Genomic DNA, 26,906 nt, shown 5'->3' on the forward strand with positions numbered 1-26,906 from the left:
AGAAAATTTTATTTTAGAATGTCGGTATATATTTCAACATTTCAAATTTTATTGATTCTCCTAGATCGTTATTTATTTCAAGTTGCCGAAAAACTATTTTTTGATAACGTTTCAGATCGCATCCCAGAGCCGCTGAAATCCGGCTGCCAATGATGGTATTCTTAATCGGAATGCCCCGTATGCCGTCTATTCCCACAGAGGATGCTGCAATATTCGAGATTTCGTCATTTGTATTTTCAATAATTGATGAAAAATCGAATGACTCTTTTATGGTCTCGCTTTCGCGAATTTGGGATACGCTGACTTTAGCTTCTGCCAATTCCCTATTGATACGCCAAGCTGCGAGCCGCGCAGAAATCTCAGGAGTTGCAATATTCAGAGCTTCTTGGGCGGCAGACTGTGCCGCAGCGAGGCGTGCTTGAACCTCTAAGCCACCCTCGCTTTGAAAGAGAATTGTGGCCACAGTCTCTGACACCTTCTCAAGGAAGAGTAGGTTCTCAGACGTTGGGCATCTCAGGGCATAAATTCCTTCACTCTCTAAAGTCTGAACCTCGGATTCGGTGCGACCATCGCGGTCAATCAAGCCCGCAGCCTCAACCCAGTGAAGCTGCTGGTTTCTTCTGAGCGACTTTACGGCATCAATTACATCTTGTGCACCGCCCTTGGGAGTGATTTTCCAGTCGGGAAAGAGGCAATTATAAATCTTGAAATCAATAGAGTTTGTTGTTCCCTCAACAAACAATAATTTCTGCCTACTACCTAGGAGATCAAGTCTAATCGACTCATCAATATTTTCTAGTTCTGATAAAATTTCGACATCGAAGCTTCTTGTTTCGGGGCGGGTAGAGATCACACTCGAATTTTTGACATATAATATTCTGTCAACGTTGGTGCCTGAAATTAGATTAACATCATGACTTGCAAAAAGAAATGCGACATCAGGCCTTGCTGTGATAAGGGAGTTAACAAGTGGTGCTGCTATACTTGGATGAAGATTGCGCTCCGGTTCATCAATTGCGATGACAGTATACGGGTCTTGAACAATAACAGCTCCGGCAACAAAGAGTGCTGCCCTTTCTCCGTCAGAAAGTTGGTCAATGTCGTATTCATTGTTTTCTCTGACCACCCGCAATCCGCGCCCACTAGATTTAAAGCGGACTGCCATGCGGGCAGCTTGAAAGACGCGATTGAGCGTCTCCACCGGGCCGGGTTGGGCCTTATGTTCCGCTTGCGCCTCATCAGGATTATTCCCGAGCAAGCGTACGAGTTCCGCATTGTAAGCCGCGTCAGTGTTGGCGAGTCGCCTCACGACAGATTTGAATAAATCTTCGGCCCACTGATTCTTATATCTATTAAATACATCAACGTGAGTGAACATATTTGTGCGGAGCTGATTAATATCTTGAGCAAGGTTGTCCCAGCCGTTATTGAATGTAATTTGTCTATGCCCGGGATAATACTCTGCTCGTCCGGCTCCGACTGAACGATAAATGGTGTAGAGTAAGGCTGATTTACCTGCCCCATTTGGCCCGGCGACCATGAAGGCGTCGCCAGTTTTGATAGGGATTTTGGCAGGTCCAGAATTCGTCAGGAACTCAACAACGCCGAGGGTTACCGGTTGTAGGTTAACTGTATCAATCATGGTTGGTACATTAGCTTAGTTGTGATTCGTTCTGTCAAGCAGTTGCTGTAGATCCATGCCGCGAAGGTTCGATTTTTATCGATTTTCTGTGGAGGATTTTTGGTGCTGGCTACGATGACATTTGCCTGTCCTCTCGTTCCATCCCCCCTTTCCTACACCCCCACCCCAACATACCCTCCCACCCAAGCGTCGGCCCTGTGCGGCTCTCTCCCGCCAAGCCTTCCTCCCCGCCAGCCCCTCGGCGCGCTGCCACGGGGGCAGGGGTCTCGGGCGCGTGGTGACACAGAGAGCCAGCAGGTTCGGCGCGCGTTGCGGCGTTTTTGCCGCCTGGCAGGAGCCTCCGCCCATGAACCGCATCAACCAAGCCTCCTTCGATCCGCAGCCCTATGACAACACGCGCAAGCTGCCTGTCGGGTCTGCGCCGGTGGGCGATGCCGGGGAGGTTGGGTTTGTCGCCGCATGGCTCGGCCATGTCGAGGCGGGGCGGATCGGCGGGGGTTCTTGTGGGCCTACCGTTTCGCGACCTGAGGCCGATCCCCGTGCGCCTACCCCAGAGCAACCCGAGGCCCGGGCGTTCAATGCCGAGGCGCGGGCGATTGTGCTTGCCAATGAGCGGCTGATGTTCGGGCGGCAACGCACCATTCTTGGCTGAGGCCGGGGGCGGGCGGCGGGGGCGGTCTGCGTCGCTCGGCGGGAGGTAACGCGCCGCTGCGGCCTCTCCCACGGGTGCGGAATTCGGTCCGGCGTTTGCGCAGCTGTTGACTGTCCTTGCGCGCCCTTGTGCGGGTTTTCCCCTCCCATAACCGGTTTTGCGCAAGGCCTGTGCGGCGCTGGCGCGGGCTGCTTGACCCCTCGGGCGGGGGGCTGCATAGCCCGCGCTGGCCTTGCAGGCGGCAGGGCGCGCCAGGGGAGCGGGGCCGGTGACACGCCTTTCGGACAAGACCTATCCGGCGATCCTCCTCGCGCTCGCGATGCTGGGGGCGTGGTGGGCCTTGCGCGATATGGTGCTGCCCCATGATGTCGGCTGGCAATTCTGGACGGCGCGGCAAATGCTCGGCGGAACAGAGCTTTACGCCGAGATCTGGGAGGTCAATCCGCCGCTGTGGTTCTGGTCGGCAATGCCGCTGGCGTGGGTGGCCGAGCAGACCGGGGCGCCGTGGGGCGCGGTGCTGGCAGGCGCGGTGGCGGGGCTGGGGGCGCTGTGCGCGGGGCTGACGGCGCATCTGCTCGGCCCCCGCTCGGCGATGGAGCGCGCGGTGTGGGGGCTGCTGGTCTTCGCCATGACGGTGATCCTCCCCGCCAGCCAGACCGGCCAGCGCGAACCGCTCGCCCTGATCGTGAGCCTGCCCTATGCGGCGCTGATCGCGCGGCGCCATGCCGGGGTGGCGGTGCCCGGATTGCTCGCGGCAGGCGTGGCGCTGCTGGCGGCCTATGGCTTTGCGTTGAAACACTATTTTGTCGCGGTGCCGTTGGTGCTCGAGCTGTGGCTGATCGCCCGCCAGCGTGGCGCATGGCGTCCGTGGCGGCCCGAGGTCGCGGTGCTGGCGGGGCTGGCGGCGGCCTATGCGGCGGCGGTGGTGGTGCTTACCCCGGCGTTCTTCTCGGTGATCCTGCCGATGGTCGAGGCCGCCTATTTCAGCTCGCAGGCAACGCTCGTCTTCACGCTGGTGAAGCCCTATGTGCTGTTCTGGGTGGTGGCGGGCGGCTTCCTGTGGGCGACGCGCAAGCTGCCCCTGCGCGCGGTGTCGCCTGCCGCCGAAGCCGCTATCCCGGCGCTGGTGCTGACGTGGGGCGCCTTTGCGCTGGGCTATGTTCTGCAGAGCCGCGGGTGGAATTATCACAGCATCGCGGCGACCGGGACGATGGGCGTGGCGGTGGGGCTGCGGGCGTGGCGGGTCGAGGCATGGCCTGCCCGCGCGATCGGGGGGGCGATGCTGGCCGCGCTGGTGTGGCTGATGTACCCCTATAATCCCCGCCCCGCTCCCGAGGAGCCGTTGCTGGATCGGGTCGCGCCGGGCGAGGGCGTATTCATCGCCGACTTCAACGCCGGCGCGATCTGGCGGCGCGGACGCGAGGATCTGGTGTGGGTCTCGCGCGCCTATTCGCTGTGGATGGTGCAGGCGATCACCGCTGCTGAGGCCGAGGGGCGGGTGACTCCAGCGCTGGCCCGGCTGCGGGGCGAGGTGCTCGCGGCGACATCGCAGGACATCCGCTGCCATCCGCCGCAGCTGATCCTGTTCAAGGCAACCCCGGGGACCCGCGGCGCGGACGGGGCGTTCAGTTTCGAGGCGTTCCTGCTGCGCGACCCGGCGCTGCGGGAGTTCCTCGCGGCGCACTACGGGCCGGCGGAGCGCGCCAAGGCCGGCACGGCCTATTGGCGGCGGGGCACAGCGGCGGGGCTTGCCGCGTCCGCGTGCCGCACGATCCGCTGAGCCTCAATCCGCGCTGGCAGCCGCCGGACGATCCAGCACGCTGACGGCGGCGAAGGTAAGCGTCCCGCTCGCGATCATCCACAAGAAGGCACCGGGCAGGCCAAGGCTCCAGTCGAGCACTGCCAGCACGCCAGTCTGCACCACGATCGCAGCCAGTCCCGCGCGGGGGCGGCGCCATCCGGCAAGGCCGGCGATGATCGGCACGGCGAGCACCGCGGCAATCGCGCCTGCATCGAGAACGAGGTTGCGCAAGCTCTCCCCCTGCATCGCCAGCCACGCTGCGAGCGCCGCCGCGCCCACCGTCGCGGTGCGCGCGGCGCGCAGCAGGGCGAGGGGGGAGGCGTTCGGATTCAAGCGCTTGTAGCCGCTTTCTGTGACAACGGCGGAAACGGCCAGCAGCGCGGAATCGACCGAGGATAGGATCGCGGACACCAGCGCTCCGGTAAAGACCACCATCAGCCATTCAGGCAGCAGCGCTGTCGCAAGGCTGGGCAGGTAGGCCTCGTCAGCGCCCAGCGACAGGCCAAGCTGCGGGCCGAACAGGCCGAAGCTGACCGGGATCAGCCCGGCTGCGAGATAGATCCCCGCGCCCCACAACGCTCCGGTGCGCGCCACCTCAGGCGAGCGCGCGGCCAGCGTGCGGGCGAGCGCCTCCTGGCTCACCATCGTGCCGGCAATGGGGATGAGCCACAGCTCGGCCCTGTCGACCCAGCTTTCCCCCGGTGCTGTGAAGCTCCAGACGGTTGGCGGCGTGCTTGCCCACATCGGCCCGAACCCGCCGTGGGCCGCCACCATCAGAGCGAACATGATCAGGATTGCGACAATGATGACAATGCCTTGCAGGATGTCGGTCACGACATCAGCGGCCAGTCCGCCATAGAGGGTGTAGCCCATCACCAGCAGCGTCGCCCCGATCAGCGCAGGGGTGAAGTCGAGGCCCGAGGCGCTCGCAATGATCGTGGCAAAGGCGAACAGCTGCGCGGCTGACCAGGTGGTGGCCGACAAGGCGATCACGGCGGCGGCAAGGCTCTCGGTGCCCGGCCCGAACCGGTCGCGCAGAAAATCGGCAATGGTGATGAACCCGCCGCTGCGCAAGCGGTGCGCGAAGAACAGCGCGATGGCGAGGATCCCGATGGCATAGGCGAAGGGTTCGGCCCGTGCGCCCGCAAGGCCATCGCGCGCGACTTCGCCCGAGGTGGCGATCAGGCTTTCCGAGGCGAACCAGGTCGCAAACAGGCTCATCCCCACCGCAAACGGCCCGAGGCTGCGGCCCGCGACGAGGTAATCGGCATCGGATTTGGCCCCGCGTCCGGCCCAGATGGCAAGCGCAATCTGGGCCGCGACATAGGCGAGGATCAGCACGAGCGTCAGCGAAATGGCGGTGGCCCCCACACTTGTCCCGCCGGTCAGCCCCTGTCGCTGGCACGGCGGTGTCGATCAGTTTGGCGCCAGACCCTAACCGCGCGCCGCATGATCGCAAGGCCCAGATCAGGCGCTATCGTCAGCCCGCTGCATCCGCCTTGCGCATGGCGGCGTAGCTCGATGCGGACGGGGCAAGCGCAAGGAAGCGCCGCTTATGTCATTGGCTCGCATATCTGCCGCATTCATCCTCGCCGCCGCGCTCTCTCTCACCGCGGTGGCCGAGGCCGGGACGATCAATTCCAACCTCCAGATCGAAGCGGGAAAGACCTTCGAGCTGGGCGGCGGGCAGGAGGGCGGCTTTGTCGTCACGGGCACCAACACAGGGCCGGTCGCAGTGGTGGTGCTCGGCCAGCGCGAGGGCAGTGCGCCCGAGGTGCGCGGGACGGTTCAACCCGGCGGCAAGATCGATGCGAAATTCGCGGCGGGCGAGATGGCGCTCTTGCGCAACACATCAGGCCAGCAGATGGCCCGGCTCAAGCTGAAGGTGACGGGGGACACGTCGAGCCTCGGGATGACCTATTCGGCCAACCCGTAAGCGCGCCGGATCAATCCTCGATGACGGCAAGTTCGACCGTGGCATGGCCGCGCGCGACGAGGCCGAGCTCTTCGGCGGCGGCGCGGCTGACATCGATCATGCGACCGCGGGTGAACGGCCCGCGATCATTGATCCGCACCACGACGCTGCGCCCCGTCGCGACATTGGTGACGCGCACCAGCGTGCCGAAGGGCAGGGTGCGGTGCGCGGCGGTCATGTCGTCATTGTCGAAGCGTTCGCCGCTGGCGGTGCGGCGACCGTCAAACTTGGCGGCATAATAGGACGCGCTGCCCCGGCCGAGCACGGTTTCCTGCGGGGCCGAGGGGGCGGGGGCTTCGACGATCGCGGCGGGAAGGGTAACGTCGGCGGCGGGTTGCACCGGCACCAGTTCGATGAGGGCCGCGCTCGCGGCAGGCTCGATCGCGGCAGCGGTCGCGGTTTCGGTGGTCGCGGCGGTGGAAGCGGCGATCGGCGCAAGGCCGAACAGCGCGGCAATCGCGGCGGCCTGCACGCTGCGCTGAGCGAGGCTGCGGGCACCGAGGCCATGTATGCGATTTTCCCTCCGCATGACGAGCGCCGTTACAGGGCCGGGTTTACGGAAGGCAAACCGGCGGCTTCATTCATCGCCGTGAACCGTCCACTCGGGAACGAGTCGAGCCGGAAACGCGACGAAGCGTTGAATGACGCGGCGCCGCAGCTGGGAGAAATACGGGTGCGGGCAGGGGGCGACTCGGGTCTTGGACCCAAAATGGGGTGTCGCTGGTAGTCGGTGGCCGGCGCACAGTGCGCAATGCAACCAGTGCGCAATGCAAATGGGGCCGGCATTGCTGCCGACCCCACTCTCACCGGCGTGTGGATGACCCTCGCTCGTGCTGCGTCCGGCGAACCTTCCGCTTCATCCGCGTGGGGCCATGCTTGGCGCCCGATGTCTAGCCTCTCGCTGCCCGGCCTTGCGGCTGGCTGCCAAGAGATTTGTCACCGGCGCTCGCGCCGGCATCCGGCTTTCGCTCCCCGTCCGCTGCGTCCGTCGTCCGGCTTTCGCCCTTCGTCTTTCGCTGCCGTGCGGTTCGCGTCCGCCGAGGCTTTCGTCCCTTTACTGTTCACAAGAGCCGCGGTTTGGGGGCTTTCGCCGTGTCCGTTGCACTTCCAATCAGCCAGGTTCTCAGCCTGTCCGGTGCCACCGCGTCGCTCCGATCCTTGAATGGGGCCGACTTGCCTTTGGCCGAAGCCTTCTGCAAACCGTCTCCAGATCGGCGCGTGGACAGATGTCACCGCCATCCTTGGGATAAAAACCTCCGGTTCTTCAAGGCCTTGCGGCTTTCCGTTCCGGTTGTCTCGTTTCCCGAAGACAGGTTCAAAGTGCGCCTGAATCGGCGTTCTGACAACATTCCGGCTGGCGACTTTTCCACTTCAGGCAGTTTAGCCTGTGGACACGCGTGGATAACTCAACGCTTCGTCGCAATTGTCACGACGCGCGCGAAGAGCGGGAACGAAACCGCCCTCAAATTGTCACGTTAATGCCCACCCGCCGCCGCGACGAGCGCGGCGACTCGGTTTTCCACGGCTCGGATGGGCGATCAGGCGTCCCGGTTGCGGCGCGAGAGCAGGCGCAGACGCAGGCCGTTCAGCTTGATGAAGCCCTCGGCGTCCTTCTGGTCATAGGCGCCCGCGTCATCCTCAAAGGTGACGTGCGCTTCGGAATAGAGCGAGTAGGGCGACTTGCGGCCAACCACGCTCGCCAACCCCTTGTAGAGCTTCAGGCGCACCGTGCCGGTGACCTTGTCCTGCGAATGGTCGATCGCCGCCTGCAACATCTCGCGCTCGGGCGAGAACCAGAAGCCGTTGTAGATGAGCTCGGCATATTTCGGCATCAGCTCGTCCTTGAGATGCGCCGCGCCGCGATCCAGCGTGATCTGCTCGATCCCGCGATGCGCGCGGGCGTAGATTTCGCCACCGGGGGTTTCGTACATCCCGCGCGATTTCATGCCGACGAAGCGGTTTTCGACGAGGTCGAGCCGGCCAATGCCGTGTTTGCGGCCGAGATCGTTGAGGGCGGCGAGCAAGGTGGCAGGCGACATGGCCTCGCCGTTGAGGGCCACGCCGTCACCCTTCTCGAAATCGACGGTGATGTATTCCGGCTGATCCGGCGCGTCTTCGGGATTGACCGTGCGGCTGTAGACGTAGTCGGGGGTCTCCTCCCACGGGTCTTCCAGCACTTTGCCCTCGGACGAGGTGTGCAGCAGGTTCGCATCGGTCGAGAACGGGCTGTCGCCGCGCTTGTCCTTGGGCACCTGGATCTGATGGGCTTCGGCCCAGGCGATCAGCGCGGTGCGGCTGGTGAGGTTCCACTCGCGCCACGGGGCGATCACCTTGATGTCGGGATCGAGCGCATAGGCCGACAGCTCGAAGCGCACCTGATCATTGCCCTTGCCGGTCGCGCCGTGGGCGATGAAGTCTGCGCCGGTCTGGTGCGCGATCTCGACCAAGCGCTTCGAGATCAGCGGACGCGCGATCGAGGTGCCGAGCAGGTAGTCGCCTTCATAACGGGCATTGGCGCGCATCATCGGGAAGACGAAATCGCGCACGAATTCCTCGCGCACATCCTCGATGAAGATGTGATCATCGGGGATGCCCATGGCGCGGGCCTTGGCGCGCGCGGGTTCGATTTCCTCGCCTTGCCCCAAGTCAGCGGTGAAAGTGACGACTTCCAGCCCGCGCTCCACGCTCAGCCACTTGGCGATGACGCTGGTATCGAGACCGCCCGAATAGGCGAGGACGACTTTCTGGGGCTGGGTCATGGGAGAGGTTCCTTGGGGAATGAATGCGCGGCGCGCCCCTAACAGCGCGGGCGCGCGGGGGCAATCGCGCTTTCGCGCGCGGGCTACGCGGCGCGGCATCTTGGCAATCGGCCGCTAAGGATTACCTGTTAAGAGCTTCGCGCGATGGCGTATTATCCGCGCGGTCAATCAGGGGTCATTGATGCTGACAATGTGGAGCAAGGCGCGCGAGATGGCGGTGGCAACCCCGCCGGAGCGCAATCGCTGGGTCGATTTTCTGCGCGCGGTCTCGATTCTGGCGGTGGTGTTCGGCCACTGGCTGATGGCCGGGCTCTACGTTAACGAAGCGGGCGAGCTGACGCGCGGCGATCTCTTGTCGGTGTCGCAATGGGCGCACTGGCTGACCTGGGGGTTCCAGGTGATGCCGGTGTTCTTCCTTGTCGGCGGCTATTCCAACTCGGTCAGCTGGGATGCGGTGACGCGCAAGGCTGCGCCCGATCAGCCGGGCGTCTATCGCGACTGGCTGGCGAGCCGGGTGCAGCGCCTGATCACCCCGACCTTTCCGGTGCTGCTGCTGTGGGCCGCGTTGGCGCTGATCCTGACGCAGGTAGGCCTGCCTCGGACACAGATCCGCATGGCGACCGAGGCGGCGCTGATCCCGGTGTGGTTCCTTGCGGTCTATCTGCTGGTCACGGCCTGCACCCCGGTGATGTTCCGCGCATGGCAACGCTTCGGGTGGCTGAGCTTTGCCGCGCTGATCCCGCTTGCGATGCTGACCGACTGGCTGACCTTCACGGCCAAGGTGCCATGGGTCAATTTCACCAATTTCCTCTGGGTGTTCCTCGCGATCCACCAGCTCGGCTTTGCGTGGCGGGCGGGCAAGTTCGACAATCGCCTTCTGGCATGGGGCTGGTTTGGCGTGGGGCTTGCGGTGCTGGTGCGGATCACGGTTTTCGGGTTCTACCCGGTGTCGATGGTGAGTGCGCCCGGTGGCTTTTCCAACTCGCTGCCGCCGACGCTGGCGCTGCTGGCGCTGGGGATGGTGCAGGTGGGGCTTGTGCTGGGGCTGGAGCCATTGGGGCGGCGGATGCTGGGCAGCGTGCGCCTGTGGACCGCGACCGTGCTGATGAACGGCATGATCATGACGGTGTTCCTGTGGCACCTCACCGCCTTCGTGCTGGTGATGACGGTGGCGTGGCTTGGTTTTGGCGGAGCGGGGCTGGATACCGTGCCGGGGAGCGCGGCGTGGTGGCTCTCGCGCCCCTTGTGGCTGGGCATCTATATCCTCGCGCTGCTGCCGATGATCGCGATCTTCGCGCGGCATGAGCGCAGCTTCGGCCCGATCCGCGGCGGGCGCACGGTGCCGCGCCTGCGCGCGGTGCTGGGGGTGCTAGCGATCTGCGCCGGGTTGGGAGCGACCGCGGGACTGACGATTGCCAGCCCCGAAGGCGTCACCGGCGTGCGCCTGTGGGTGATCGCCCTGCCGCTGCTGGGCGCGGCGATGATGGGCTTCGGCCCGGTCTATCGCCCGCGCAACCGGCCCGGATCGAGCGGCGAGCCGGCCTAGCTGCCGATCAGATAGTCGCGCGTGATCGGCAGGGCGTGGCGGCTGCGCACGTACTGAATCTGGTAATTGCCCATCCCCCCGTGCTCGAACACGGTCGCAGCACCGGCGAGATAGAACGTCCACATCCGGAAGAACGTCTCGTCATGGAGGGCGATGATTGCATCGCGGTGAGCGAGGCAATTGGCATACCAGGCGCGGATCGTCTTCGCGTAGTGGAGCCGTAGCGTCTCCACGTCCGCCGCGATCAGCCGCACTTTCTCCGATGCGGCCAGCGTCTCGGACAGGGCCGGGATATAGCCGCCGGGGAAGATGTACTTGCGGGTAAAGGCATCGGTGGTGCCCGGCCCGCCGAAGCGGCCGATGGTGTGGAGCAGCATCACCCCGTCGTCGGCCAGCATCCTTGCGCAGGCGGCAAAGAATGTGTCGAACTGCGCGCGGCCGACGTGTTCGAACATCCCGACCGACACGATCCGGTCGAACCGCCGTCCACTGGCGGCGGTATCGCGGTAATCTTCCAGCAGGATCGTCACCCGGTCGGCCACCCCTGCCGCCTGCACCCGCTGCCGGGCGAGCGCGGCCTGTTCTTCCGATAGCGTGATCCCGGTCACCCGCACGCCGTGTTCGCGTGCGAGTTGGATCGCCATGCCGCCCCAGCCGCAGCCGATGTCGAGCACCTCCTGCCCTGCCGACAGATGCAGCTTGCGCGCGATATGCGCGAGCTTGGCCCCCTGCGCCTCGGCCAGCGAGGTAACACCCTCGCGCCAATAGGCACAGGAATACTGCCAGTGCTCGGCATCGAGCATCAGCGCGTAGAGATCATTGCCGATGTCGTAATGGTGCGCGACGTTCTGCTTGGAGCTTATCGCATTGTTGATCTGCTCGGCGGCAAAGCTGGCGCGGCCGATAAGCCGCTTGATCCGGCTGGGCCGTCCGAGATCACCGCCCTTGTCCCAGGGGTTGTTGGCACGCAGCAGGCTGACGAGGCCCATCACGTCGCCCTCCTCGATCACCAGACGCCCAGCGATGAAGGCCTCTGCCGCGCCCAGCCGCGGATCGAGGATGATGTCGCGCGGAACGTGGGCGTCGGTGAAACGGATCACGATGTCCGGAAAGCCGTCAGCCGCATGGCCATAGGTCGCAGCGCTGCCATCGGCAAAGACGACGCCGAGCCGCCCCTGCTTGACGGCACGGGCGAGAAACCGGTCGAGGAGAGGCTTGCTCATGGGGCTCCTTTCGTGGCTCGTGAATGAAACGCGCGCGTGTTATTGTGGTTTCACATCGGCGCGGCCACGCGGACGCGCGCTTGCGGGGGGAGGGCGAGAATGGCTGAAGCCAAGACCAAGATCACCGAGGTAACGGTCGAGGCGTTTCTTGAGGGCGTCGAACCACCGGCCAAGCGCGAGGAGGGCCGCTTGCTCGATGCCCTGTTCCGCAAGGTCACGGGGGAGGTGCCCAAAATGTGGGGCCCGACCATCATCGGCTATGGCCAATATCGCACCACCTACGAAAGCGGGCGCGCCGTGCACTGGATGCGCACCGGCTTTTCTCCGAGAAAGGCCAAGCATTCGCTCTATTTCATGGGCGGATATTGCGATCCCGTGACCGGGTCGGGTCGTGATGAAAAACTGATGCGGCTGGGCAAATACACCACCGGCAAGAGCTGTCTTTACGTGAACAAGCTGGGCGATATCGACCTCGGCGTGCTGGAGGAAATCATCGCTGCCGATTGGGCCGCGATGATGCGGCTGTTTCCCGAAAGCTAGACGCCCGCGTACCACTGGTATCCGGCCACATCCTCCCAGAAGCCGCCCTTGCCCTGACCGATCTGTTCAAAGCTGGTGACGGCCTCGATCGCCTTCACATATTTCGCCTGCTTGTAGCCCAGCTGCCGCTCGATCCGCATCCGCAAGGGCGCGCCGTTCTTCTCGGGCAGGGGTTCGCCGTTGAGGCTGTGCGCGATGATCGTTTGCGGGTGATAGGCATCGACCATGTCGATGCTCTCGTAATAGTCGCGCCCATAGAGCGTATCGGCGCAGCGGAAGACGAGGAACTTCGCCTCGGGCTTCACCTTGGCGGCATCGAGCAGCGCGGAAAGCTGCGGCCCCTGCCACTCGCCGATCGCGCTCCAGCCTTCGACACAGTCGTGGCGGGTGATCTGGGTGCGCTGCGGCATGGCCTTGAGCTCCGCCAGCGTCAGGGCGAGCGGCACCTCCACCAGCCCGCGCACCTCCAGCCGCCAATCGGGAAAGCCACTGGCCAGCTGCGCCTTGTAGAACGGGTCTTCAACCGTCACCGAGCCATTGCCGCGAAAGGTGGGCGAACGTTCGGCGCGGGTATATTCCGGCGCGAGGCCTTGCTTGCCCGCCAGCGCGCGGTGGACGGCACGGTGCCCGTCCTCGGCAGCCTCGAACAGGCTTTGGGTTGTCTCGCTCTGGTTGATCTTGGAACAGGCGCTCGCGCCCAGCGCGGCAATCCCGGCAAGCAGTGAACGGCGCGGCAGATCAACCATGAGCGGGCACTCCTTCCTGGGTGTCGGCGACGGGTGGAGGCGGGGCAGGCGGCGGGGGCGCGGGCGCCGTCTCGTCACGCTTGCCTCCGGTGAACATTTCAACGATCAGCCGCCAATCGGTCAGCGCCAGCAACAGGTGAATGACGAAGAAGCCGAAAATCCCCCAGGCGGCAATGAAATGGAGCGAACGCGCGCTCTGCCGGCCGCCGAGCAGGTCGAGCAGCCACGGCGCGACCGCCTGAAAGCCGGGACTGATCGCCAGTCCGGTGAACAGCATCAGCGGCAGCAGCACGCCGAACACCATGCCATAAAGGATGCGCTGCACCGGGTTGTAGCCATGCGCGGCCCCTCCCGGCGCATGGGCCTTGATCGAGGCAAGCACGGCGCGCGGAGTCCAGTCGGAGGGCCGGGTGGTGAGATCGCGGCGGAAATGGCCATTCACCAGCATCGCGATCCAGATGAAGGCAACGCCCAGCCCGAATGGCCAGGCGGCGGTAATGTGCCAGTCGCGCGCCACGGCGAGGTTGTAATGCTGCGGGATCGTCCCCCAGCCGGGGAACTTGATGACGTGCAGCCATGCGTCCTTGGGATCGAAGCCGTAATCGCCCCAATAGAGGTGGCGGTGGGCGTTGGAGATATTGAGCCCGGTCATGAACAGCACGATGATCGCGGCGGCATTGATCCAGTGCCACAGGCGTGTCGATAGAGCGTGCTTCGGTCGTTTCATGCCGTTCCCCCTTGTCCCTCCTCACGCGCCAGCCAGATCACGTCGCGCGGCTGATCCATGAGGTGCTGTCCGCTGTCGATGAACAGGCTCTGCCCGCTCGCCAGCGCGCCGCTCGCCAGGAACAGCGCCGCATCGGCGATCTCGTCCGGGCCGGTCTTGCGCCCGAGCAGGTTGAGCCGGTGCGAAATCTCGGTCTCTTCCTCGCGCTGGTCGTGGCTCGCGAGAATGGCGCCGGGGGCAATGCCGTAGATCCTGGCGCCGCTGCCAGCGTTGCCCTTGGCCAGCATCCCGATTGTCGCTGCCAGTGCGTGTTTGGACATGGTGTAGCTGAAGAAATCGGGGTTGGTGTTCTCGATCTTCATGTCGGTGACATTGATCACGCTGCGCACGCCGTCACGCCCCCCGGTGAGGGCGATAAAGGCCTGGGCCAGCCGGGCCGGGGCGAGAGCGTTGACTTGCATCGCCTCCCGGTTCGTTGCGGGATCGAGTGCGGTTACACTGTCATAATCAAAAACTGATGCCGAATTGACGAGGCACCGCCAACCGGGCAGCCGCGCGGCCAGCGCGGTGATGGCGGCGACGGCAGCGTCATCGTCGAGCAGGTCAAAGCCGATCGTCTCGGCAGAGGGGAGCGCTGCGGCCAGCGCATCGGCAGCGGTGGCAGAGGCGCGGTAATGGATCACCACGTGCCATCCGGCCTCGGCAAAGCGGCGCGTGATCGCTGCGCCGATACGGGTCGCCCCGCCGGTCACAAGAACGGCGGGGCGGGGAGTGTGGGGCGCTGCGGCGGTCATGTCGGGCATGACGCCAGCGCTATCAGTGCGGGGGCCGCGCTTCAATCGGGGAGCGGCGCGCGGCCCTCCTGCCGATTACGGCGCGCTTAGCGACAACGCAGCTCGCCCCGGTCAATCTCGCGGCCGAGCAGACCGCCACCGATCGCGCCGAGCAGCGTGCCGACGGTGCGATCGCCGCGGGTGTCGACCGTGCGGCCGAGCAGCGCGCCGACACCGGCGCCGATCACAAGGCCCGTGGTGCCGTTGTCGCGGCGGCAGTAGTAGCGGTTGCCATCGCGCCAGATGCGGTCATTGCGGCCCAGGCGGCGCGGCTCGTAGTAGCGGCCGCGATCATCGTAGATCCGCTTGCGCTTGCGGTGTTCGGCGATGTCGGCCGTCAGCGGCAGCGAGTTGGCATCGGTCGCGGCAAAGGCGGACGGGGCCGGTGCAGCCGCGCGCGGCAGTTCGGCAGCCTGAGCGGCGGGGACACCCATCGGCAAGGCCATGCTGGCCGTGGCAACGATAAGGGCGAGCTTCTTCATGACAGGTCCTTTCGGTTTGTCTGCATTGGAAGGGTAGGAGGTTAAGCGGGTGTGAGAGGGCGGGGCCGGTGCGCCCTAGGCGCTGTCCGGCCCCGCCCCGTCACGCATTAGCGGCAACGGGCCTCACCGCGGTCGATCTCGCGGCCGAGCAGGCCGCCGCCGATGGCGCCGAGCAGGGTGCCGAGGCTGCGGTCGCCGCGGGTGTCGACCGTGCGGCCCAGCAGAGCCCCGCCGACCGCACCGACCACCAGGCCGGTGGTGCCGTTGTCGCGGCGGCAGTAATAGCGGCCGTCATTGCCGCGCCACACGCGGTCATTGCGGCTCAGGCGACGCTCGCGCTGCCAGTCGCGGCGATCCTCGCGCCAGTCGCGGCGGTCGGCACGGCGTTCGCGCTTCCAGTCGCGGCGGTCTTCGCGCCAGTCGTCACCAAAGGCGGCGACCTGGGTGAAACCCGCGGGCGCGGCGTTGTAGCTGGCGAACAGCGGTGACGGCGCGGCGGGGAGTTCGGCGGCCTGCGCGGGGGCAGTGGCGGCCAGCATCGAGCCGGCGGCTGCTGCGATCAGGAGGAGGTTCTTCATGGTCGTTTCCTTGTAGCGGCTCCCCGATGGAGCGACCCCCTTTTCGTTCAGGTTGGACGAACCTTGGCTGAACGATGCGGTCAGGAAACAGAAGGATTTGTTCAGATTAGGCGGGTTCGGGATGAACCGTGCCTCAGCTGCGTTTGGCTGCGGCCTTGGCCCGCAAATAGGGCGAGAGCGTTTCGAGATCAGTCAGCGCGGCATAGTCCTGCGGGCTGGCCTTGCCGCCATTGAACGCCCGGAACACCCGCGCCACGCTCCATTCGGCCGCGCCGATGGCCACCCGTTCGAGCGAATCGCCCGCTGCGACGGTGCCGGTCTCGATCACCCGGAAATACCAGCCGCAACGTGCCGATTGGACGATGGCGGCGACCATGCCCTTGTGGCCGAAGCGGTGCTCGATCTTCCAGCACGGGCTGCGCGGACGGCTGACTTCGATCAGCGCGCTGCCGCAGGCGAAGCGGTCGCCGATGTGGACGTGTTCCTCGGTCAACCCGGTGACGGCGAGATTCGATCCGAAGCCGCCCGGCTCGTCCAGGGCCGGATGATCGCCGATCCGCTCGCGCCACCAGGCATGGTGATCGAGCGGATAGAGATGCAGCGCCTGTTCCGGCCCGCCGTGAACCGTGCGGTCGGCCTGTTCGTCAGGGGCGAGCCCTTCTTCAAGCACCTGCACCGCGCCCTCGCGCGGACGCTTGGCAAAGGCGCTGAGTTCGGCGCCGTGGAAGGGGCGGGCGGTGCCGGTGCAGACGGCTTCGATAGTCCAGCGGGTCATGCTTTCCTCACGATAAGATCGATCCAGTCGCGCTGCGTCCCGTCGCTGGCCTTGCCGGCGTAGGTCTCGTGCGACTCGATGGTGAAACCGGCATCGGCGTATGCGGCAAAGAGCCATTCGGGGGAGGGGAAATTATGCAGGCGGCCGAGCAGATCGCGGCCCTCGGAAGGGTTGGCCGAGTCGCCGAGCTTGTAGCTCGAGAAGAACCAGCCGCCGGGCATCAGCGCGCGGTGGATGCGGGCGAGGACATCGGGCAGTATGGCGCGCGGGCAATGGAGCAGGCTCGCATGGGCCCAGACCCCGGCATAGGCGGCCTCGGCGTCCAATTCGTCGAACGCCATCACCCGCGCACCGAGCGCGAAGGCCTCGTTGGTGCGCCGGATGAGGGCGGGGGTGGCGTCGGTGGCATCGATGATGAAGCCGCGCTTGCGGATATGGTCGGCATCGCGCCCGCCGCCGCAGCCCAGTTCCAGCACCGCGCTACCCGGCGGCAGGCGATCAAGGAAGGCATCGAGCTGGTGGCTGGGCGCCTCGCCCGAATGGAACACCCAGTGCGGCGCGCGGGCCTGATAGAAGGCGATGGTGTCGGGGTCGGTGCTCAAGCGCCCTCGGCAGCCGCAGCCGCAGCAGCGGCTTCGCGGTCACGCTGGGCACGCGACTTCTTCTCGGCGGCGGTCTTCAGCTGGCCGCAAGCCGCGTCAATGTCGCGCCCGCGCGGAGTGCGCACCGGGGCTGAAAAGCCGCCCTCGAACACGATTTCCGAAAAGCGCCGGATGCGTTCGGGCGCGGAGGTCTCATAACCTGCACCCGGCCATGGGTTGAACGGGATCAGGTTCACCTTGGCCGGGAGGTTGTATTCGCGCAGCAGGCGGACAAGCTCGCGCGCGTCATCGTCGCTGTCGTTCTTGTCCTTGATCATCACATATTCGAAGGTGATCCGCCGCGCATTGCTCGCGCCCGGATAGTCGGCGCAGGCCTGAAGCAGATCGTCGATGCCGTATTTCTTGTTGAGCGGCACCAGCTCGTCACGCACTTCCTTGCGCACGCCGTGGAGCGAGACCGCGAGGTTCACCCCGATCTCCTCGCCGCAGCGCTCCATCATCGGGATGACGCCGCTGGTCGACAGCGTGATGCGGCGCTTGGAAAGGGCGAGGCCGTCGCCGTCCATCACCAGCTTCAGCGCATCGCGCACGTGGTCGAAGTTATACAAGGGCTCGCCCATGCCCATCATCACGATATTGGTGAGCAGGCGGCCATCGGCGGTGTAGTGGCCCGCCTCGTCATCCTCGTCGATCGCGTCGGCGTCCGAGACCATCGTCCCGCGCGGCCATTCGCCCAGCGCGTCGCGGGCGAGCATCACCTGACCGACGATCTCGCCGGGGGTGAGGTTGCGGACGAGCTTCATCGTGCCGGTGTGGCAGAAGGAGCAGGTGAGGGTGCAGCCCACCTGGCTGGAGACGCACAGGGTGCCGCGCGTCTCGTCGGGGATGAACACCATCTCGAAATCGTGGCCGTCAGCGGTGCGCAGCAGCCATTTGCGGGTGCCGTCGACCGAGTGCTGGGCCTCGACCACGTCGGGGCGGCCGATCACGAAGCGCTCTGCCAGCCAGGGGCGCATCGGCTTGGCGATGTCGGTCATCGCCTCAAAATCAGTGACGCCGCGGTGATAGAGCCAGTGGAACACCTGCTTGGCGCGCAGCTTGGCCTGACGGTCGTCCAGCCCCGCCTCGGCAAAGAGTTCGCGGATGCGCGGGCGGGGCAGGCCGATCAGGTCGACGCGGCCATCGGCGCGCGGCGTGATGTCGCGCGCGGCGGGAACCGGGTCGACGAGGCCCGGAATGGACATGAGTGCGGTATCGGCCATGGGTGGCGGCCATATAGTGCGCCTTCGCCGGTTTGGCGAGTCAGCGCTTGGCACATCCCACGGTGGCTGCGTCGATGGCGGTTGCCGCGCCTGCCAGCGTGTAGCGATCGGTGAAGCCCGGCCCCGAAACGCTCATGCGGGCAGCAGAGCGCATCGCCGCGACAATCGCCGCGTCCGCGCGCGTATCCGCGCCCCACGCATTGCGGCCCTTGGCGACGAGATCGAAACGCTTGTCGCCCACGGTCAGGCGCACGGCGGCCTTGGCGGGCACCTCGCGCGAGAGCACCAGATGCACCGTGCCGCGCACCCCCTTGTCGGGCCAGTGCGAGACCGTGGCATAGGCCGGCGCGGCAGGCGTCCCTTGCGCCTTGGCGATGGCATAGCAGCGCAGCGGCGCGGCATCCTTGAACGCCGCCCAGCTGTCATAGACGCCAAGGCTCTCGCGCGCAGCCAGCGGCGCGGCGAGGGCGAGGAGGGCAAGGGCAACGAACCTAGTCATAGGCGATGGCCATCACTTCCCACTCGCGGCTGCCCGAGGGCAGGGCGACCACTCGCACATCGCCCACAGCCGCGCCGCGCAGCGCGCGCGCCAGCGGTGCGTTCCAGCCGATCCGGCCTGCGGCAGCGTCCTGTTCATCATCGCCCACCAGCTGCACGGTCTGGTGGTTGTCATCCTCGTCCGCGATGGTCACGCGCGCGCCGAAGAACACGCGCTTCCGGTCCACCGCCGCCGCCGGATCGACCACCCGCAGCACCTTCATCCGGCGGGCGAGGTGCGCCAGCTCGCGGTCGATCTCGCGCATCTTTTTGCGGCCATAGAGATAGTCGCCGTTCTCGGAACGGTCGCCATTGCCCGCCGCCCAGCTGACGATCTCGACAATCGCCGGGCGTTCGGTGCCGAGCAGGTGGTCGTAGCGCGCCTTCAAGGCCGCCATCCCCGCTGGCGTGATCGGTGGCCCCGCCGGTTTCACCCCCATGTGCTCCGTCAGCGCAGGAAGGTATCGACCGGGCGCGGCAGACCGGCTTGCTCGGGATACATATGCGAATAGGTCACCGCATTGCCGATCACGCGCATTATGTAATAGCGGGTTTCGAAATTGGCGGGGATCTTCTCGACCCAGGTAACCCAGTCGATCGCGCCGGTGCGCGGGTCGCCGTTCTTGCGCAGCCATTCGTTCACGCGCCCCGGCCCGGCATTGTATGCGCCCACGGCCAGCGGATAGGCCCCGCCGTAATAGTTCATCATCCGCGCGAAATAGGCATCGCCGAGCTGGATGTTGTAGTTCGGCGTCGCGGTCAGATCGGCGGCGAGATATTGCACGCCGAGCTTGCCTGCCTGCTCGCGCGCGGTGCCCGGCATCAGCTGCATCATCCCGCGCGCGCCGGCATGGCTGACGCGGGTCTGGTCGAACTCGCTTTCCTGCCGCGCGATGGCGTGGACCATCACCCAGTCGTTGACGATGGGCGGGGTACCGACCACCGGAAAGCCGATGCGTTCAAGCCCCGAGATCCCGTTCTCGCCCGCCTTCATGCCGAGCACCACGGCCATTTCGTCGAGGCCCACCTCGTTGGCGAGCATCGCGGCCATGAGCATTTCGTTGGGGGTCTTGGCCTCGTCGCCCAAGGCCTCGAAGAAGCGGCGCTCGGTGCGCCAGTCGCGGCGGTTGCGGGCGAGGCTGCGGATCGCCTTGACCAGCGGGCGCGCTTCGAAATCGGCGCGCTCGCCCGCGGACATGGCGGGCTGGGGCAGGCCGGCAAAACCCGGCATGGGGCGGCCAAGCGCCGACAGGGCAAGCTGGCCGTAGTAGTAATCGGGCCAGCGTGCGGCCATTTCGAAGTAGCGCGTGGCCGCGGCCTGATCGCCTGCGGCGCGCGCAGCACGGCCCGCCCAGAAATAGCCCTTGGCCTTGGTCAGCGGGGTCTTGGCGGCATCGCCATAGCGCGCACTGACTGCCGCTGGCCTCGGCCAGATCGAGCAGCTGACCAATGAAGGCCTCAGGATCGCGCGCCGGGCGGTTGAAGGCCGGGCGGTTGGAGAAGACCCGCGCGGCCTCGCCCGTCTGGCCGCTGGCGCGCAGGAACTTCACGAGGTTGAAGACATAGCCCGGATCGGCCTCGGCCCCGGCGGGGACAGCGATCCCGGCCGCCTCGGGCCTGCTGCCGCGCACCAGCGACAGGCGGGCAAGCGCCATCGGGCGGTCGGCATCGTCAAGGTTGAGCATCTGCCGCCCGGCGGCATCGGCCTTGCCCTGCCACAGCAGCGCGTCGGCGCGCAGGGCGTGATCCTCAGGCGTGAACGCGGCCCCGTAGATCTGCGAGATATAGAGCTCGACCGCGTCGGCCATCTGCCCGCCGCGCCACGCCTTGCGCGCCTCGGCAAGCGCCTCGGGCCGCTGCGCTGCGGCGAGCGCAAGGGCATAGCGCGCGCGGGCCGGATTGGTGAGCGGGGGGTAGGCATCGAAGAACGCCAGCAGATCGGCCTGCGGCGGGGCTTCGTTATCCAGCGCCGCTTCGGCCCTGAGGCGCAGGATATCGGTGCGCGGGAAGCTGGGGTAGGCCATCACGAACCCGGCATAGTCGGCAAAGGCGTGCGTGCGGCTGGCTTGCAGCACTTCCCACCGGGCAATCGCGGCGTCCATCGCACCCGGCTGGCGCGCGACCAGATCGTTCCCACCTGTCCCTTGCGCAGCGAGCGGAGCGCCCGCCGCCATGCTCACGCCAAGGCCCAGCGCCGCCGCATAAATCCGTGAAGACATGACAATGTTACGGACCATGCTGGACATAGTGCCGATCGGCTCCTTATCAGGCGGTGAACGAGAGGGGGCGGGGGTGCCCACTTGGCTGACTATCTAGAGATGAAGGCAGGACAAAGGCAATGTTCAGCGGCTCGATACCCGCTCTGGTGACTCCTTTTCGCGGTGGAGCGTTCGATGAGGTCGCCTTCCGGCGGCTGGTCGACTGGCAGATCGAAAACGGTTCTGCGGCGTTGGTGCCGTGCGGGACGACGGGGGAGGCCTCGACCCTCTCCAACGCCGAGCATCACCGCGTGATCGAGGTGTGCATCGAACAGGCCGCGGGCCGCGTGCCGGTGATCGCGGGCTGCGGATCGAACGACACGCGCAACGCCCAGCTCCACATGACCTTCGCCAAGAAGGCAGGCGCGGCAGCAGGCCTGTGCGTCGCGCCCTATTACAACCGCCCGAGCCAGCGCGGGCTGATCGCGCATTTCAGCTATCTGGCAGAGAATTGCGACCTGCCGATCGTGCTCTACAACGTGCCCGCGCGCACCGTGACCGACATTCTCGACGACACCGTGGTCGAGCTGGTGCGCAAGTATCCCGACCGGATTATCGCCATCAAGGATGCGTCGGGCGACCTGTCGCGCGTGGCGGATCACCGCATGGGGATCGGGCGCGAGTTCTGCCAGCTGTCGGGCAATGACGAGCTGTGGCTGCCCCATGCGGCCGCAGGCGGGCGCGGGTGCATCTCGGTGACGGCCAATGTCGCACCCAAGCTGTGCGCGGAATTCCACGAGGCCATTGCCGCCAACGAATTGAAGAAGGCGCGCCAGCTGAACGACCGCCTGTTCCCGCTGCACTACGCGATGTTCTCCGACGCTTCCCCTGCACCGGTGAAATATGCGCTCTCCCGCGTCCACGGCTGGATCGAGCCCGAAGTGCGCCTGCCGCTGGTGGAATGCTCGGACGAGGCCAAGCGCGCGGTCGATGAGGCGCTGGTGTCGGCGGGCGTGCTCCCGGCCTAGACCACTTCGTCTTCGTCGAGCAGTTTTTCCGCGCTGCCCTCCGGCTCGCTTGCCAGAATGGCGTCGGTGATGGTGTCGATCTGGCGGCCGACCCGTTCGGGGTGCGCGATGGCCGCGATGTGGAACAGCGCGTCGCCCTGATGCACCACCGGCAGGGTCGCATGGCCGATGATGATGCCGTCGGTCGGGCTGACCAGATCCTGCGCATCCTCGCCGAACAGCCCGGCCACGCGGGCGAGCAGATCGCCCTTCCTCACCGGAGCGCCGCTCTTGCGCACCCGGTGCGTCACGCCCCCGCGGGGGGCGCGCACCCAGACAGACTTGTTCGCCCGCGCCGGGATGCCGACCGCGCTGAGACCGTCGTCGGCTTCGATCATGCCCATGTGGGCAAGAACGCGCGTCACGCCCTCGACCCCGGTCTCGATCGACAGCCGATCAAACCGCAGCGCCTCGCCCGCCTCCATCAGCAGCATATCGACACCCTTCTTCTGGGCGAGATCGCGCAAGGAACCGTCGCGCAGGGGGCTCTCGATGATCACCGGCGCACCAAAGGCCATCGCCAGTTCCACCAGCTTGCGATTGCCCGCCGCGATGCGGATTTGCGGCAGGTTGTAGCGGTGGATCGCGGCCGAGTGGATGTCGATCCCGAGCTGGCAGCGCGCCACCACTTCGCGGTAGAAGATATGCGCCAGCTGCCCGGCGAGCGATCCGCCCGCGCTGCCCGGAAACGAGCGGTTGAGGTCGCGCCGGTCGGGCAGGTAGCGGCTGTGGGTGATGAAGCCGAAGATATTGGCGACCGGCACCAGCAGCACCGTGCCCGCCAGCGCCTCTGCCCGCAGCGCCTGTGCCAGCCGCTGGATGATCGCAGTGCCGATGATCTCATCGCCGTGGATTGCCGCGCTCACGAACACCGCCGGGCCGGGCCTTGCCCCGTGCACCACACGCAAGGCCAGCGAGGAGGCGGTGCCGGTGGCCATGGTGGTGACCGGGAAGGCGACGTCGCGGACGCTGCCGGGGGCGATGCTTTCTCCGGCGATGATGAACGGCTGCGGCGTTTCCATTGGCGCAAATCCCCCTGAAGCCCCGGCGCTGATGCTAAGCCCAGCGCGGGAAAACGCAAATACCCTCGCTTTTTGGCGAACCAGCGCCTACATCGCGCGCCCCATGGCCCGTCCCAAACCCATCACCTTCGACAAGACCAAGATCGTCGCCGAGAACCGCCGCGCGCGGTTCGATTACTATGTCGAAGACGTCTTCGAGGCCGGCCTTGCCTTGCAGGGCACCGAGGTCAAGGCGCTCAGGGCGGGCGAGGCGAGCATTGCCGAAAGCTATGCCGAGGTGAAGGACGGGCAGGTGTGGCTGGTGAACGCCAACATCCCCGAATACAGCCACGGCAACCGCCTCAACCACGAACCGCGCCGCCCGCGCAAGCTGCTGCTGCACGAACGCGAGATCGACAAGCTGTTCGGGGCGGTCGAGCGCAAGGGCATGACGCTGGTGCCGCTGTCGATCTATTTCAACCGCACCGGCCGGGCGAAGGTCGAACTCGCGCTCGCCAAGGGCAAGCAGACCCACGACAAGCGCGCCAGCATCAAGGAACGCGACTGGAAACGCGACAAGGCGAGAGTCATGCGCGAGCGGGGGTGAAAAATTCTCGCGAGGGAAGGGATTCACCTACTGGTCACCACCGCCATGCTACCCATATGGGCTCTCATCATGCAGCCCCGGTTCCGCCTTCGATCCCGATCATGCAACATTTCCGCCCTCCCGCGACTGACGAGCGCCAGCGCATGAGCCCTGCGCCGCGCCCCCGGCCGAGTGTTTCGGCACGGTCGAAGACCTGGGCGATGGATATCATCCGCAAGAACACCCCGACGCGCGAGGAGATGGCGCAGAACAAGTATCTCGCCCCGATCGCGCACCGGTTCCTGTCGCCCGAGCTGTGGCGCTTCACCCGCCGCTCGGTGCCGCGCGGGGTGGCGCTGGGGCTGTTTGCGGCCTTCATCATTCCCATCGGGCAGATCTTCCTGTCCGCCTTCCTCGCCCTGCCGACCCGCGCCAATGTGCCGCTGGCCGCGCTGGTGACCTTCATCACCAATCCCTTCACGCTGCCCTTCTGGATGGCGATTGCCTACAAGATCGGCGATTTCGCGCTGCGGATCGATGCTGGCGCTGCCGCTGCGGCCAGTGCCAAGATGGAAACCGGCACCTGGGCATTCCTGATGGACGCCTATCAGGTCGCAGGCGCCACGGTGGTGGGCTATCTGGTGCTGTCGGTGGTAACGCCGCTGATCGGCTATCTGGTGTCCGGCTGGGTGTGGCGCGCTGTGGTGTCCCGCAAACGCGCCAGACGGTTGAAGGCGATGGAAGCGCGGCTCGACCAGCGGCTCGGAGCGCAGTAGGGAAGCGCTTCCGGCGCGCAGCCTTGCGCCCGACCCTTTCACCCGAGGAGCGCTTCTCTTGTCCCGCCGCACCGGCCCCGATCACTCCCCTCCTGTCGCCGCCGAAGCGCCGCCCGCCCAGCTGCTGGCGATGCTGGGCGGTGCGCTGGTGGGGAGCGCCGGGGTGCTCTATTTCGCCACCGGCAGCGGGCTGGTCGCACTGGCCTTCGTGCTGGCTTCGGCCGTGCTGCTGGGCGGGGTGGTGCTGCTTGACCGGGTGCGGATCGCGCCTTTGGGCGAAGCGCCGCCCGCGCCCGACTGGAGCGTCACCGTCGCTGCAATCGAGCGTCCGGGCGAGGCCATCGCGATCACCGACCGCGCCAACCGCATGGTCTGCGCCAACCGCTTCTATCTCGACAGCTTCGGTGCCAATGCCGCGCCCCCGGCGCTGCCGATGGGGCGTGCGGCGCTTGAGGCTGTCACGCTGCTCGCCCGCCATGCCTGGCGCGATGGCACGGCGGCGCTGGACGAGGTCGAAGCCGAGGACGAAACGAGCTGGCAGGTCACCGCCACCCGCGCCGGGCGGGGCGAGGATCACCTGATCTGGCGGCTGAAGCCCACCGCCCGCGCCCGCGCCGGGGCTGATCTGGGCGCGCTCGATCTGGCAGGGCCGTTCGGCAAGATGCTCAGCCGGGCAGGGATCGAGACCGCGATCACCACAGCGGACGGCGTGATCCGCGCGGTCAGTTCGGGCTTCGCAGAGCGCGCGGCAGGCGATGAACGCGCGACTTTGGTGGGGCAGGATTTCGTCAGCTTCCTGCGTTCGGACGAGCGTGACCGGATCTTCTTCGCCCGCGAAGGGCGGGGCGGCACACCGCAGACATTGGTCGATGTGCCGCTGGTCGACCCGGAGGAGCGCGTCACCGCCGCCGGGCCGGACGAGGCGACCTCGCTGATGCTGCTGATCGATTCGGGCGTGGGCATCGGCAGCGGCTTTGACGGCGCGGCGCAGGCCGGGGTGGCGCAGCTTGACGCGCTCTTGGCGCAATTGCCGCTGGGCCTCGCCATGACCGACCGCGACGGGCGCTTCCTGTTCGGCAATGATGCTTTCCTGCGCTCTGTCGGGCGCGAGGGGCGGGGGCTGCCCGCCTTCCCGACCGATCTGGTGGTGCGCGAGGACAAGGCCGCGCTGTCCGATGCGGTGCGCCGCCACGGGCGCGGGCCTTCGACCAGCGGCGATGTCGCGGTGCGGCTGACCAATTCGCCGGAAGAGCCGGTCAGCCTTGGCCTTGCGGGCGTGCGGGGGCTGGGCGAGGCGGCGGTGCTGCTTTCGCTGGCGGATACCAGCCAGGAGAATCAGCTGCGGCGGCAGGTGGCGCAGGCGACCAAGATGCAGGCCGTCGGCCAGCTCGCGGGCGGGGTCGCGCATGATTTCAACAATGTGCTGACCGCGATCATCGGCACCTGCGATCTGATGCTGCTGCGCCATATTCCGGGCGACAGCGATTATGACGACATCCAGCAGATCCGCGCCAATTCCAACCGCGCCGCCGCGCTGACCCGGCAATTGCTCGCCTTCTCGCGCCAGCAGACGCTGCGGCCCGAGATCATCCAGCTGCCCGACGTCGTCAGCGAGGTCAGCCCGCTGATCAAGCGGCTGCTGGGCGAGAAGATCACCTATTACGTCCAGCATGACCGCAATCTCGGCCCGGTGCGCGCCGATCCGCAGCAGCTGGAACAGGTGATCATGAACCTCGCCGTCAACGCCCGCGATGCGATCCAGTCGCGCGGGGACGGGCGGGGGCGGATCTCGCTTTACACCCGCACGCTTCAGGCCAAGCAGGTGATCCAGCTTGGTTCCGAGGTCTTGCCGGCGGCGGACTATACCGTGCTGATCGTGCAGGACACCGGCGGCGGGATTCCGCCGCACGTGCTGCCCAAGCTGTTCGAGCCGTTCTTCACCACCAAGGAACAGGGCAAGGGCACCGGCCTTGGCCTCTCGACCGCTTACGGGATCGTCAAGCAATCGGGCGGGTTCATCTTCGCCGACAACATTGCCGACAAGACCGGCCATCCGGTGGGTGCGCGCTTCACGGTCTATTTCCCCGTCCACCGCGGCGAGGCACCGCGCAAGCGGCCCGTGCCCGAACTGGTCTCCTCGGACTGGTCGGCGGGGGGCAAGGTGCTGCTGGTGGAGGACGAGGACATGGTCCGCACCGTCGCCGAGCGCGCCTTGTCGCGGGCCGGCTACACGGTCACGGCCTGCGCCAATGGCGAGGAGGGGCTCGCCGCGATCGAGGAGGGCACGACCGAATTCGACATCGTCGTCAGCGACGTGGTGATGCCGGGGATGGACGGGCCTGCCATGGTTCGCGCGATCCGCGCGCGCCATCCGCGCCTGCCGGTGTTGTTCATGTCGGGCTATGCCGAGGAACAGCTGCGCCGCGACATCGACATTCCCGATATGCACTTCATCGCCAAGCCTTTCAGCGTCGCGGCGATCGGCGACAAGGTCGGCGCGGTGCTGCGCGAGGCGCGCGCGCTTGAAGGGTCGCGTCAGGGATAGACGGCGCAAGGGGCGTGACTTCCCCCGAAATTCGCGCTGTTCACCTTGGATAA

27 protein-coding genes are annotated in these 26,906 nt (G+C 66.1%); 10 read left to right on the plus strand and 17 right to left on the minus strand.

Annotation, left to right across the window (positions count from 1 at the left end; genetic code table 11):
* Nucleotides 1-13: 13 nt before the first annotated feature.
* Entirely contained in the window at nt 14-1,642 is a 1,629-nt protein-coding gene (locus PS060_RS12295) for an AAA family ATPase (protein ID WP_273983523.1), read from the minus strand.
* A gap of 346 nt (nt 1,643-1,988) precedes the next feature.
* Between PS060_RS12295 and PS060_RS12300 the strand changes: the two genes are divergently transcribed.
* Together PS060_RS12300 and PS060_RS12305 are read left to right on the plus strand one after the other, a co-directional pair.
* The gene (locus PS060_RS12300) at nt 1,989-2,294 is read left to right on the plus strand and encodes a hypothetical protein (protein WP_273983524.1); all 306 of its coding nucleotides are present in this window, start codon (nt 1,989-1,991) and stop codon (nt 2,292-2,294) included.
* Nucleotides 2,295-2,562: 268 nt separating this feature from the next.
* Complete coding sequence (locus PS060_RS12305) at nt 2,563-4,074, plus strand: hypothetical protein (protein ID WP_273983525.1); 1,512 nt, start codon at nt 2,563-2,565, stop codon at nt 4,072-4,074.
* A 3-nt stretch (nt 4,075-4,077) separates the two neighbouring features.
* Here the strand turns inward: PS060_RS12305 and PS060_RS12310 are convergent, their stop codons facing one another.
* Nucleotides 4,078-5,466: a sodium:solute symporter family transporter gene (locus tag PS060_RS12310; protein WP_273983526.1), complete on the minus strand. Its 1,389-nt coding sequence runs from the start codon at nt 5,464-5,466 to the stop codon at nt 4,078-4,080.
* A gap of 184 nt (nt 5,467-5,650) precedes the next feature.
* Between PS060_RS12310 and PS060_RS12315 the strand changes: the two genes are divergently transcribed.
* A complete protein-coding gene (locus tag PS060_RS12315) occupies nt 5,651-6,031 on the plus strand; it encodes a hypothetical protein (protein WP_273983527.1) in 381 nt (126 codons plus the stop codon).
* A 10-nt stretch (nt 6,032-6,041) separates the two neighbouring features.
* Here the strand turns inward: PS060_RS12315 and PS060_RS12320 are convergent, their stop codons facing one another.
* Together PS060_RS12320 and PS060_RS12325 are read right to left on the minus strand one after the other, a co-directional pair.
* Entirely contained in the window at nt 6,042-6,599 is a 558-nt protein-coding gene (locus PS060_RS12320; RefSeq protein ID WP_273983529.1) for a septal ring lytic transglycosylase RlpA family protein, read from the minus strand.
* A gap of 1,009 nt (nt 6,600-7,608) precedes the next feature.
* Entirely contained in the window at nt 7,609-8,829 is a 1,221-nt protein-coding gene (locus PS060_RS12325; RefSeq protein WP_273983531.1) for an argininosuccinate synthase, read from the minus strand.
* A gap of 181 nt (nt 8,830-9,010) precedes the next feature.
* On the opposite strand from PS060_RS12325, the gene PS060_RS12330 reads away from it, so the two are divergent.
* The gene (locus PS060_RS12330; protein ID WP_273983533.1) at nt 9,011-10,375 is read left to right on the plus strand and encodes an acyltransferase family protein; all 1,365 of its coding nucleotides are present in this window, start codon (nt 9,011-9,013) and stop codon (nt 10,373-10,375) included.
* Here PS060_RS12330 and PS060_RS12335 read toward each other — a convergent pair.
* Nucleotides 10,372-11,598 (minus strand): SAM-dependent methyltransferase, encoded by a 1,227-nt coding sequence (locus PS060_RS12335; RefSeq protein WP_273983535.1) that lies wholly within the window; start codon nt 11,596-11,598, stop codon nt 10,372-10,374. The genes PS060_RS12330 and PS060_RS12335 overlap by 4 nt on opposite strands.
* A 99-nt stretch (nt 11,599-11,697) precedes the next feature.
* Between PS060_RS12335 and PS060_RS12340 the strand changes: the two genes are divergently transcribed.
* On the plus strand, nt 11,698-12,138 hold the full coding sequence (locus tag PS060_RS12340; RefSeq protein ID WP_273983538.1) for a DUF1801 domain-containing protein: 441 nt from the start codon (nt 11,698-11,700) through the stop codon (nt 12,136-12,138).
* Here PS060_RS12340 and PS060_RS12345 read toward each other — a convergent pair.
* The 11 genes from PS060_RS12345 to PS060_RS12395 form a co-directional block, all read right to left on the minus strand.
* Nucleotides 12,135-12,884 carry a molybdopterin-dependent oxidoreductase gene (locus PS060_RS12345; protein WP_273983539.1) on the minus strand — a complete coding sequence of 250 codons (750 nt, stop codon included), beginning with the start codon at nt 12,882-12,884 and terminating at the stop codon, nt 12,135-12,137. The genes PS060_RS12340 and PS060_RS12345 overlap by 4 nt on opposite strands.
* Nucleotides 12,877-13,611: a cytochrome b/b6 domain-containing protein gene (locus PS060_RS12350; RefSeq protein ID WP_273983540.1), complete on the minus strand. Its 735-nt coding sequence runs from the start codon at nt 13,609-13,611 to the stop codon at nt 12,877-12,879. Before PS060_RS12350 ends, PS060_RS12345 begins: the two co-directional genes overlap by 8 nt.
* Nucleotides 13,608-14,414 carry an SDR family oxidoreductase gene (locus PS060_RS12355; protein ID WP_273983542.1) on the minus strand — a complete coding sequence of 269 codons (807 nt, stop codon included), beginning with the start codon at nt 14,412-14,414 and terminating at the stop codon, nt 13,608-13,610. The genes PS060_RS12350 and PS060_RS12355 overlap by 4 nt, the downstream gene beginning before the upstream one ends.
* Nucleotides 14,415-14,491: 77 nt before the next feature.
* Nucleotides 14,492-14,926 carry a glycine zipper 2TM domain-containing protein gene (locus PS060_RS12360; protein WP_273983544.1) on the minus strand — a complete coding sequence of 145 codons (435 nt, stop codon included), beginning with the start codon at nt 14,924-14,926 and terminating at the stop codon, nt 14,492-14,494.
* A gap of 107 nt (nt 14,927-15,033) precedes the next feature.
* Nucleotides 15,034-15,504, minus strand: a complete 471-nt coding sequence (locus PS060_RS12365) for a glycine zipper 2TM domain-containing protein (RefSeq protein ID WP_273983545.1) — start codon at nt 15,502-15,504, stop codon at nt 15,034-15,036.
* Between the two features lie 133 nt (nt 15,505-15,637).
* Nucleotides 15,638-16,279 (minus strand): MOSC domain-containing protein, encoded by a 642-nt coding sequence (locus PS060_RS12370; protein ID WP_273983547.1) that lies wholly within the window; start codon nt 16,277-16,279, stop codon nt 15,638-15,640.
* On the minus strand, nt 16,276-16,881 hold the full coding sequence (locus PS060_RS12375) for a class I SAM-dependent methyltransferase (protein ID WP_273983548.1): 606 nt from the start codon (nt 16,879-16,881) through the stop codon (nt 16,276-16,278). Before PS060_RS12375 ends, PS060_RS12370 begins: the two co-directional genes overlap by 4 nt.
* Entirely contained in the window at nt 16,878-18,143 is a 1,266-nt protein-coding gene (rlmN, locus tag PS060_RS12380) for a 23S rRNA (adenine(2503)-C(2))-methyltransferase RlmN (protein ID WP_273983549.1), read from the minus strand. Before rlmN ends, PS060_RS12375 begins: the two co-directional genes overlap by 4 nt.
* Before the next feature lie 40 nt (nt 18,144-18,183).
* Complete coding sequence (locus PS060_RS12385; RefSeq protein WP_273983550.1) at nt 18,184-18,642, minus strand: hypothetical protein; 459 nt, start codon at nt 18,640-18,642, stop codon at nt 18,184-18,186.
* Nucleotides 18,635-19,120, minus strand: a complete 486-nt coding sequence (locus PS060_RS12390; protein ID WP_273983551.1) for a GreA/GreB family elongation factor — start codon at nt 19,118-19,120, stop codon at nt 18,635-18,637. Before PS060_RS12390 ends, PS060_RS12385 begins: the two co-directional genes overlap by 8 nt.
* An 8-nt stretch (nt 19,121-19,128) precedes the next feature.
* Nucleotides 19,129-20,130, minus strand: coding sequence for a lytic transglycosylase domain-containing protein (locus PS060_RS12395; protein ID WP_273983553.1), 1,002 nt, complete (start codon nt 20,128-20,130; stop codon nt 19,129-19,131).
* Nucleotides 20,131-20,422: 292 nt separating this feature from the next.
* Between PS060_RS12395 and PS060_RS12400 the strand changes: the two genes are divergently transcribed.
* Both PS060_RS12400 and dapA read left to right on the plus strand, forming a co-directional pair.
* Nucleotides 20,423-20,893 carry a hypothetical protein gene (locus tag PS060_RS12400; RefSeq protein ID WP_273983554.1) on the plus strand — a complete coding sequence of 157 codons (471 nt, stop codon included), beginning with the start codon at nt 20,423-20,425 and terminating at the stop codon, nt 20,891-20,893.
* Nucleotides 20,894-21,018: 125 nt separating this feature from the next.
* On the plus strand, nt 21,019-21,906 hold the full coding sequence (gene dapA / locus PS060_RS12405) for a 4-hydroxy-tetrahydrodipicolinate synthase (RefSeq protein WP_273983555.1): 888 nt from the start codon (nt 21,019-21,021) through the stop codon (nt 21,904-21,906).
* On the opposite strand, the gene PS060_RS12410 is transcribed toward dapA, so the two are convergent.
* Nucleotides 21,903-22,967, minus strand: a complete 1,065-nt coding sequence (locus PS060_RS12410) for a succinylglutamate desuccinylase/aspartoacylase family protein (RefSeq protein ID WP_273983556.1) — start codon at nt 22,965-22,967, stop codon at nt 21,903-21,905. The genes dapA and PS060_RS12410 overlap by 4 nt on opposite strands.
* Before the next feature lie 103 nt (nt 22,968-23,070).
* Between PS060_RS12410 and smpB the strand changes: the two genes are divergently transcribed.
* The 3 genes from smpB (at nt 23,071) to PS060_RS12425 (ending at nt 26,853) form a co-directional block, all read left to right on the plus strand.
* A complete protein-coding gene (gene smpB, locus PS060_RS12415) occupies nt 23,071-23,553 on the plus strand; it encodes an SsrA-binding protein SmpB (RefSeq protein ID WP_273983558.1) in 483 nt (160 codons plus the stop codon).
* Nucleotides 23,554-23,654: 101 nt separating this feature from the next.
* Nucleotides 23,655-24,308: a DUF2062 domain-containing protein gene (locus tag PS060_RS12420; protein WP_337960221.1), complete on the plus strand. Its 654-nt coding sequence runs from the start codon at nt 23,655-23,657 to the stop codon at nt 24,306-24,308.
* Between the two features lie 130 nt (nt 24,309-24,438).
* Complete coding sequence (locus PS060_RS12425) at nt 24,439-26,853, plus strand: response regulator (protein WP_273986917.1); 2,415 nt, start codon at nt 24,439-24,441, stop codon at nt 26,851-26,853.
* Nucleotides 26,854-26,906: the final 53 nt, after the last annotated feature.

Source organism: Erythrobacter sp. BLCC-B19 (assembly GCF_028621955.1).
Lineage (GTDB): Bacteria > Pseudomonadota > Alphaproteobacteria > Sphingomonadales > Sphingomonadaceae > Erythrobacter.

Excerpts from the sequence above, each read along its gene's own strand:
- PS060_RS12295 (WP_273983523.1), bottom strand. The coding sequence starts at position 1,642 with ATGATTGATACAGTTAACCTACAACCGGTAACCCTCGGCGTTGTTGAG.
- PS060_RS12300 (WP_273983524.1), top strand. The coding sequence starts at position 1,989 with ATGAACCGCATCAACCAAGCCTCCTTCGATCCGCAGCCCTATGACAAC.
- PS060_RS12315 (WP_273983527.1), top strand. The coding sequence starts at position 5,651 with ATGTCATTGGCTCGCATATCTGCCGCATTCATCCTCGCCGCCGCGCTC.
- PS060_RS12320 (WP_273983529.1), bottom strand. The coding sequence starts at position 6,599 with ATGCGGAGGGAAAATCGCATACATGGCCTCGGTGCCCGCAGCCTCGCT.
- PS060_RS12325 (WP_273983531.1), bottom strand. The coding sequence starts at position 8,829 with ATGACCCAGCCCCAGAAAGTCGTCCTCGCCTATTCGGGCGGTCTCGAT.
- PS060_RS12330 (WP_273983533.1), top strand. The coding sequence starts at position 9,011 with ATGCTGACAATGTGGAGCAAGGCGCGCGAGATGGCGGTGGCAACCCCG.
- PS060_RS12335 (WP_273983535.1), bottom strand. The coding sequence starts at position 11,598 with ATGAGCAAGCCTCTCCTCGACCGGTTTCTCGCCCGTGCCGTCAAGCAG.
- PS060_RS12340 (WP_273983538.1), top strand. The coding sequence starts at position 11,698 with ATGGCTGAAGCCAAGACCAAGATCACCGAGGTAACGGTCGAGGCGTTT.
- PS060_RS12345 (WP_273983539.1), bottom strand. The coding sequence starts at position 12,884 with ATGGTTGATCTGCCGCGCCGTTCACTGCTTGCCGGGATTGCCGCGCTG.
- PS060_RS12350 (WP_273983540.1), bottom strand. The coding sequence starts at position 13,611 with ATGAAACGACCGAAGCACGCTCTATCGACACGCCTGTGGCACTGGATC.
- PS060_RS12355 (WP_273983542.1), bottom strand. The coding sequence starts at position 14,414 with ATGCCCGACATGACCGCCGCAGCGCCCCACACTCCCCGCCCCGCCGTT.
- PS060_RS12360 (WP_273983544.1), bottom strand. The coding sequence starts at position 14,926 with ATGAAGAAGCTCGCCCTTATCGTTGCCACGGCCAGCATGGCCTTGCCG.
- PS060_RS12365 (WP_273983545.1), bottom strand. The coding sequence starts at position 15,504 with ATGAAGAACCTCCTCCTGATCGCAGCAGCCGCCGGCTCGATGCTGGCC.
- PS060_RS12370 (WP_273983547.1), bottom strand. The coding sequence starts at position 16,279 with ATGACCCGCTGGACTATCGAAGCCGTCTGCACCGGCACCGCCCGCCCC.
- rlmN (WP_273983549.1), bottom strand. The coding sequence starts at position 18,143 with ATGGCCGATACCGCACTCATGTCCATTCCGGGCCTCGTCGACCCGGTT.
- PS060_RS12385 (WP_273983550.1), bottom strand. The coding sequence starts at position 18,642 with ATGACTAGGTTCGTTGCCCTTGCCCTCCTCGCCCTCGCCGCGCCGCTG.
- PS060_RS12390 (WP_273983551.1), bottom strand. The coding sequence starts at position 19,120 with ATGGGGGTGAAACCGGCGGGGCCACCGATCACGCCAGCGGGGATGGCG.
- dapA (WP_273983555.1), top strand. The coding sequence starts at position 21,019 with ATGTTCAGCGGCTCGATACCCGCTCTGGTGACTCCTTTTCGCGGTGGA.
- PS060_RS12410 (WP_273983556.1), bottom strand. The coding sequence starts at position 22,967 with ATGGAAACGCCGCAGCCGTTCATCATCGCCGGAGAAAGCATCGCCCCC.
- smpB (WP_273983558.1), top strand. The coding sequence starts at position 23,071 with ATGGCCCGTCCCAAACCCATCACCTTCGACAAGACCAAGATCGTCGCC.
- PS060_RS12420 (WP_337960221.1), top strand. The coding sequence starts at position 23,655 with ATGCAACATTTCCGCCCTCCCGCGACTGACGAGCGCCAGCGCATGAGC.
- PS060_RS12425 (WP_273986917.1), top strand. The coding sequence starts at position 24,439 with ATGCTGGGCGGTGCGCTGGTGGGGAGCGCCGGGGTGCTCTATTTCGCC.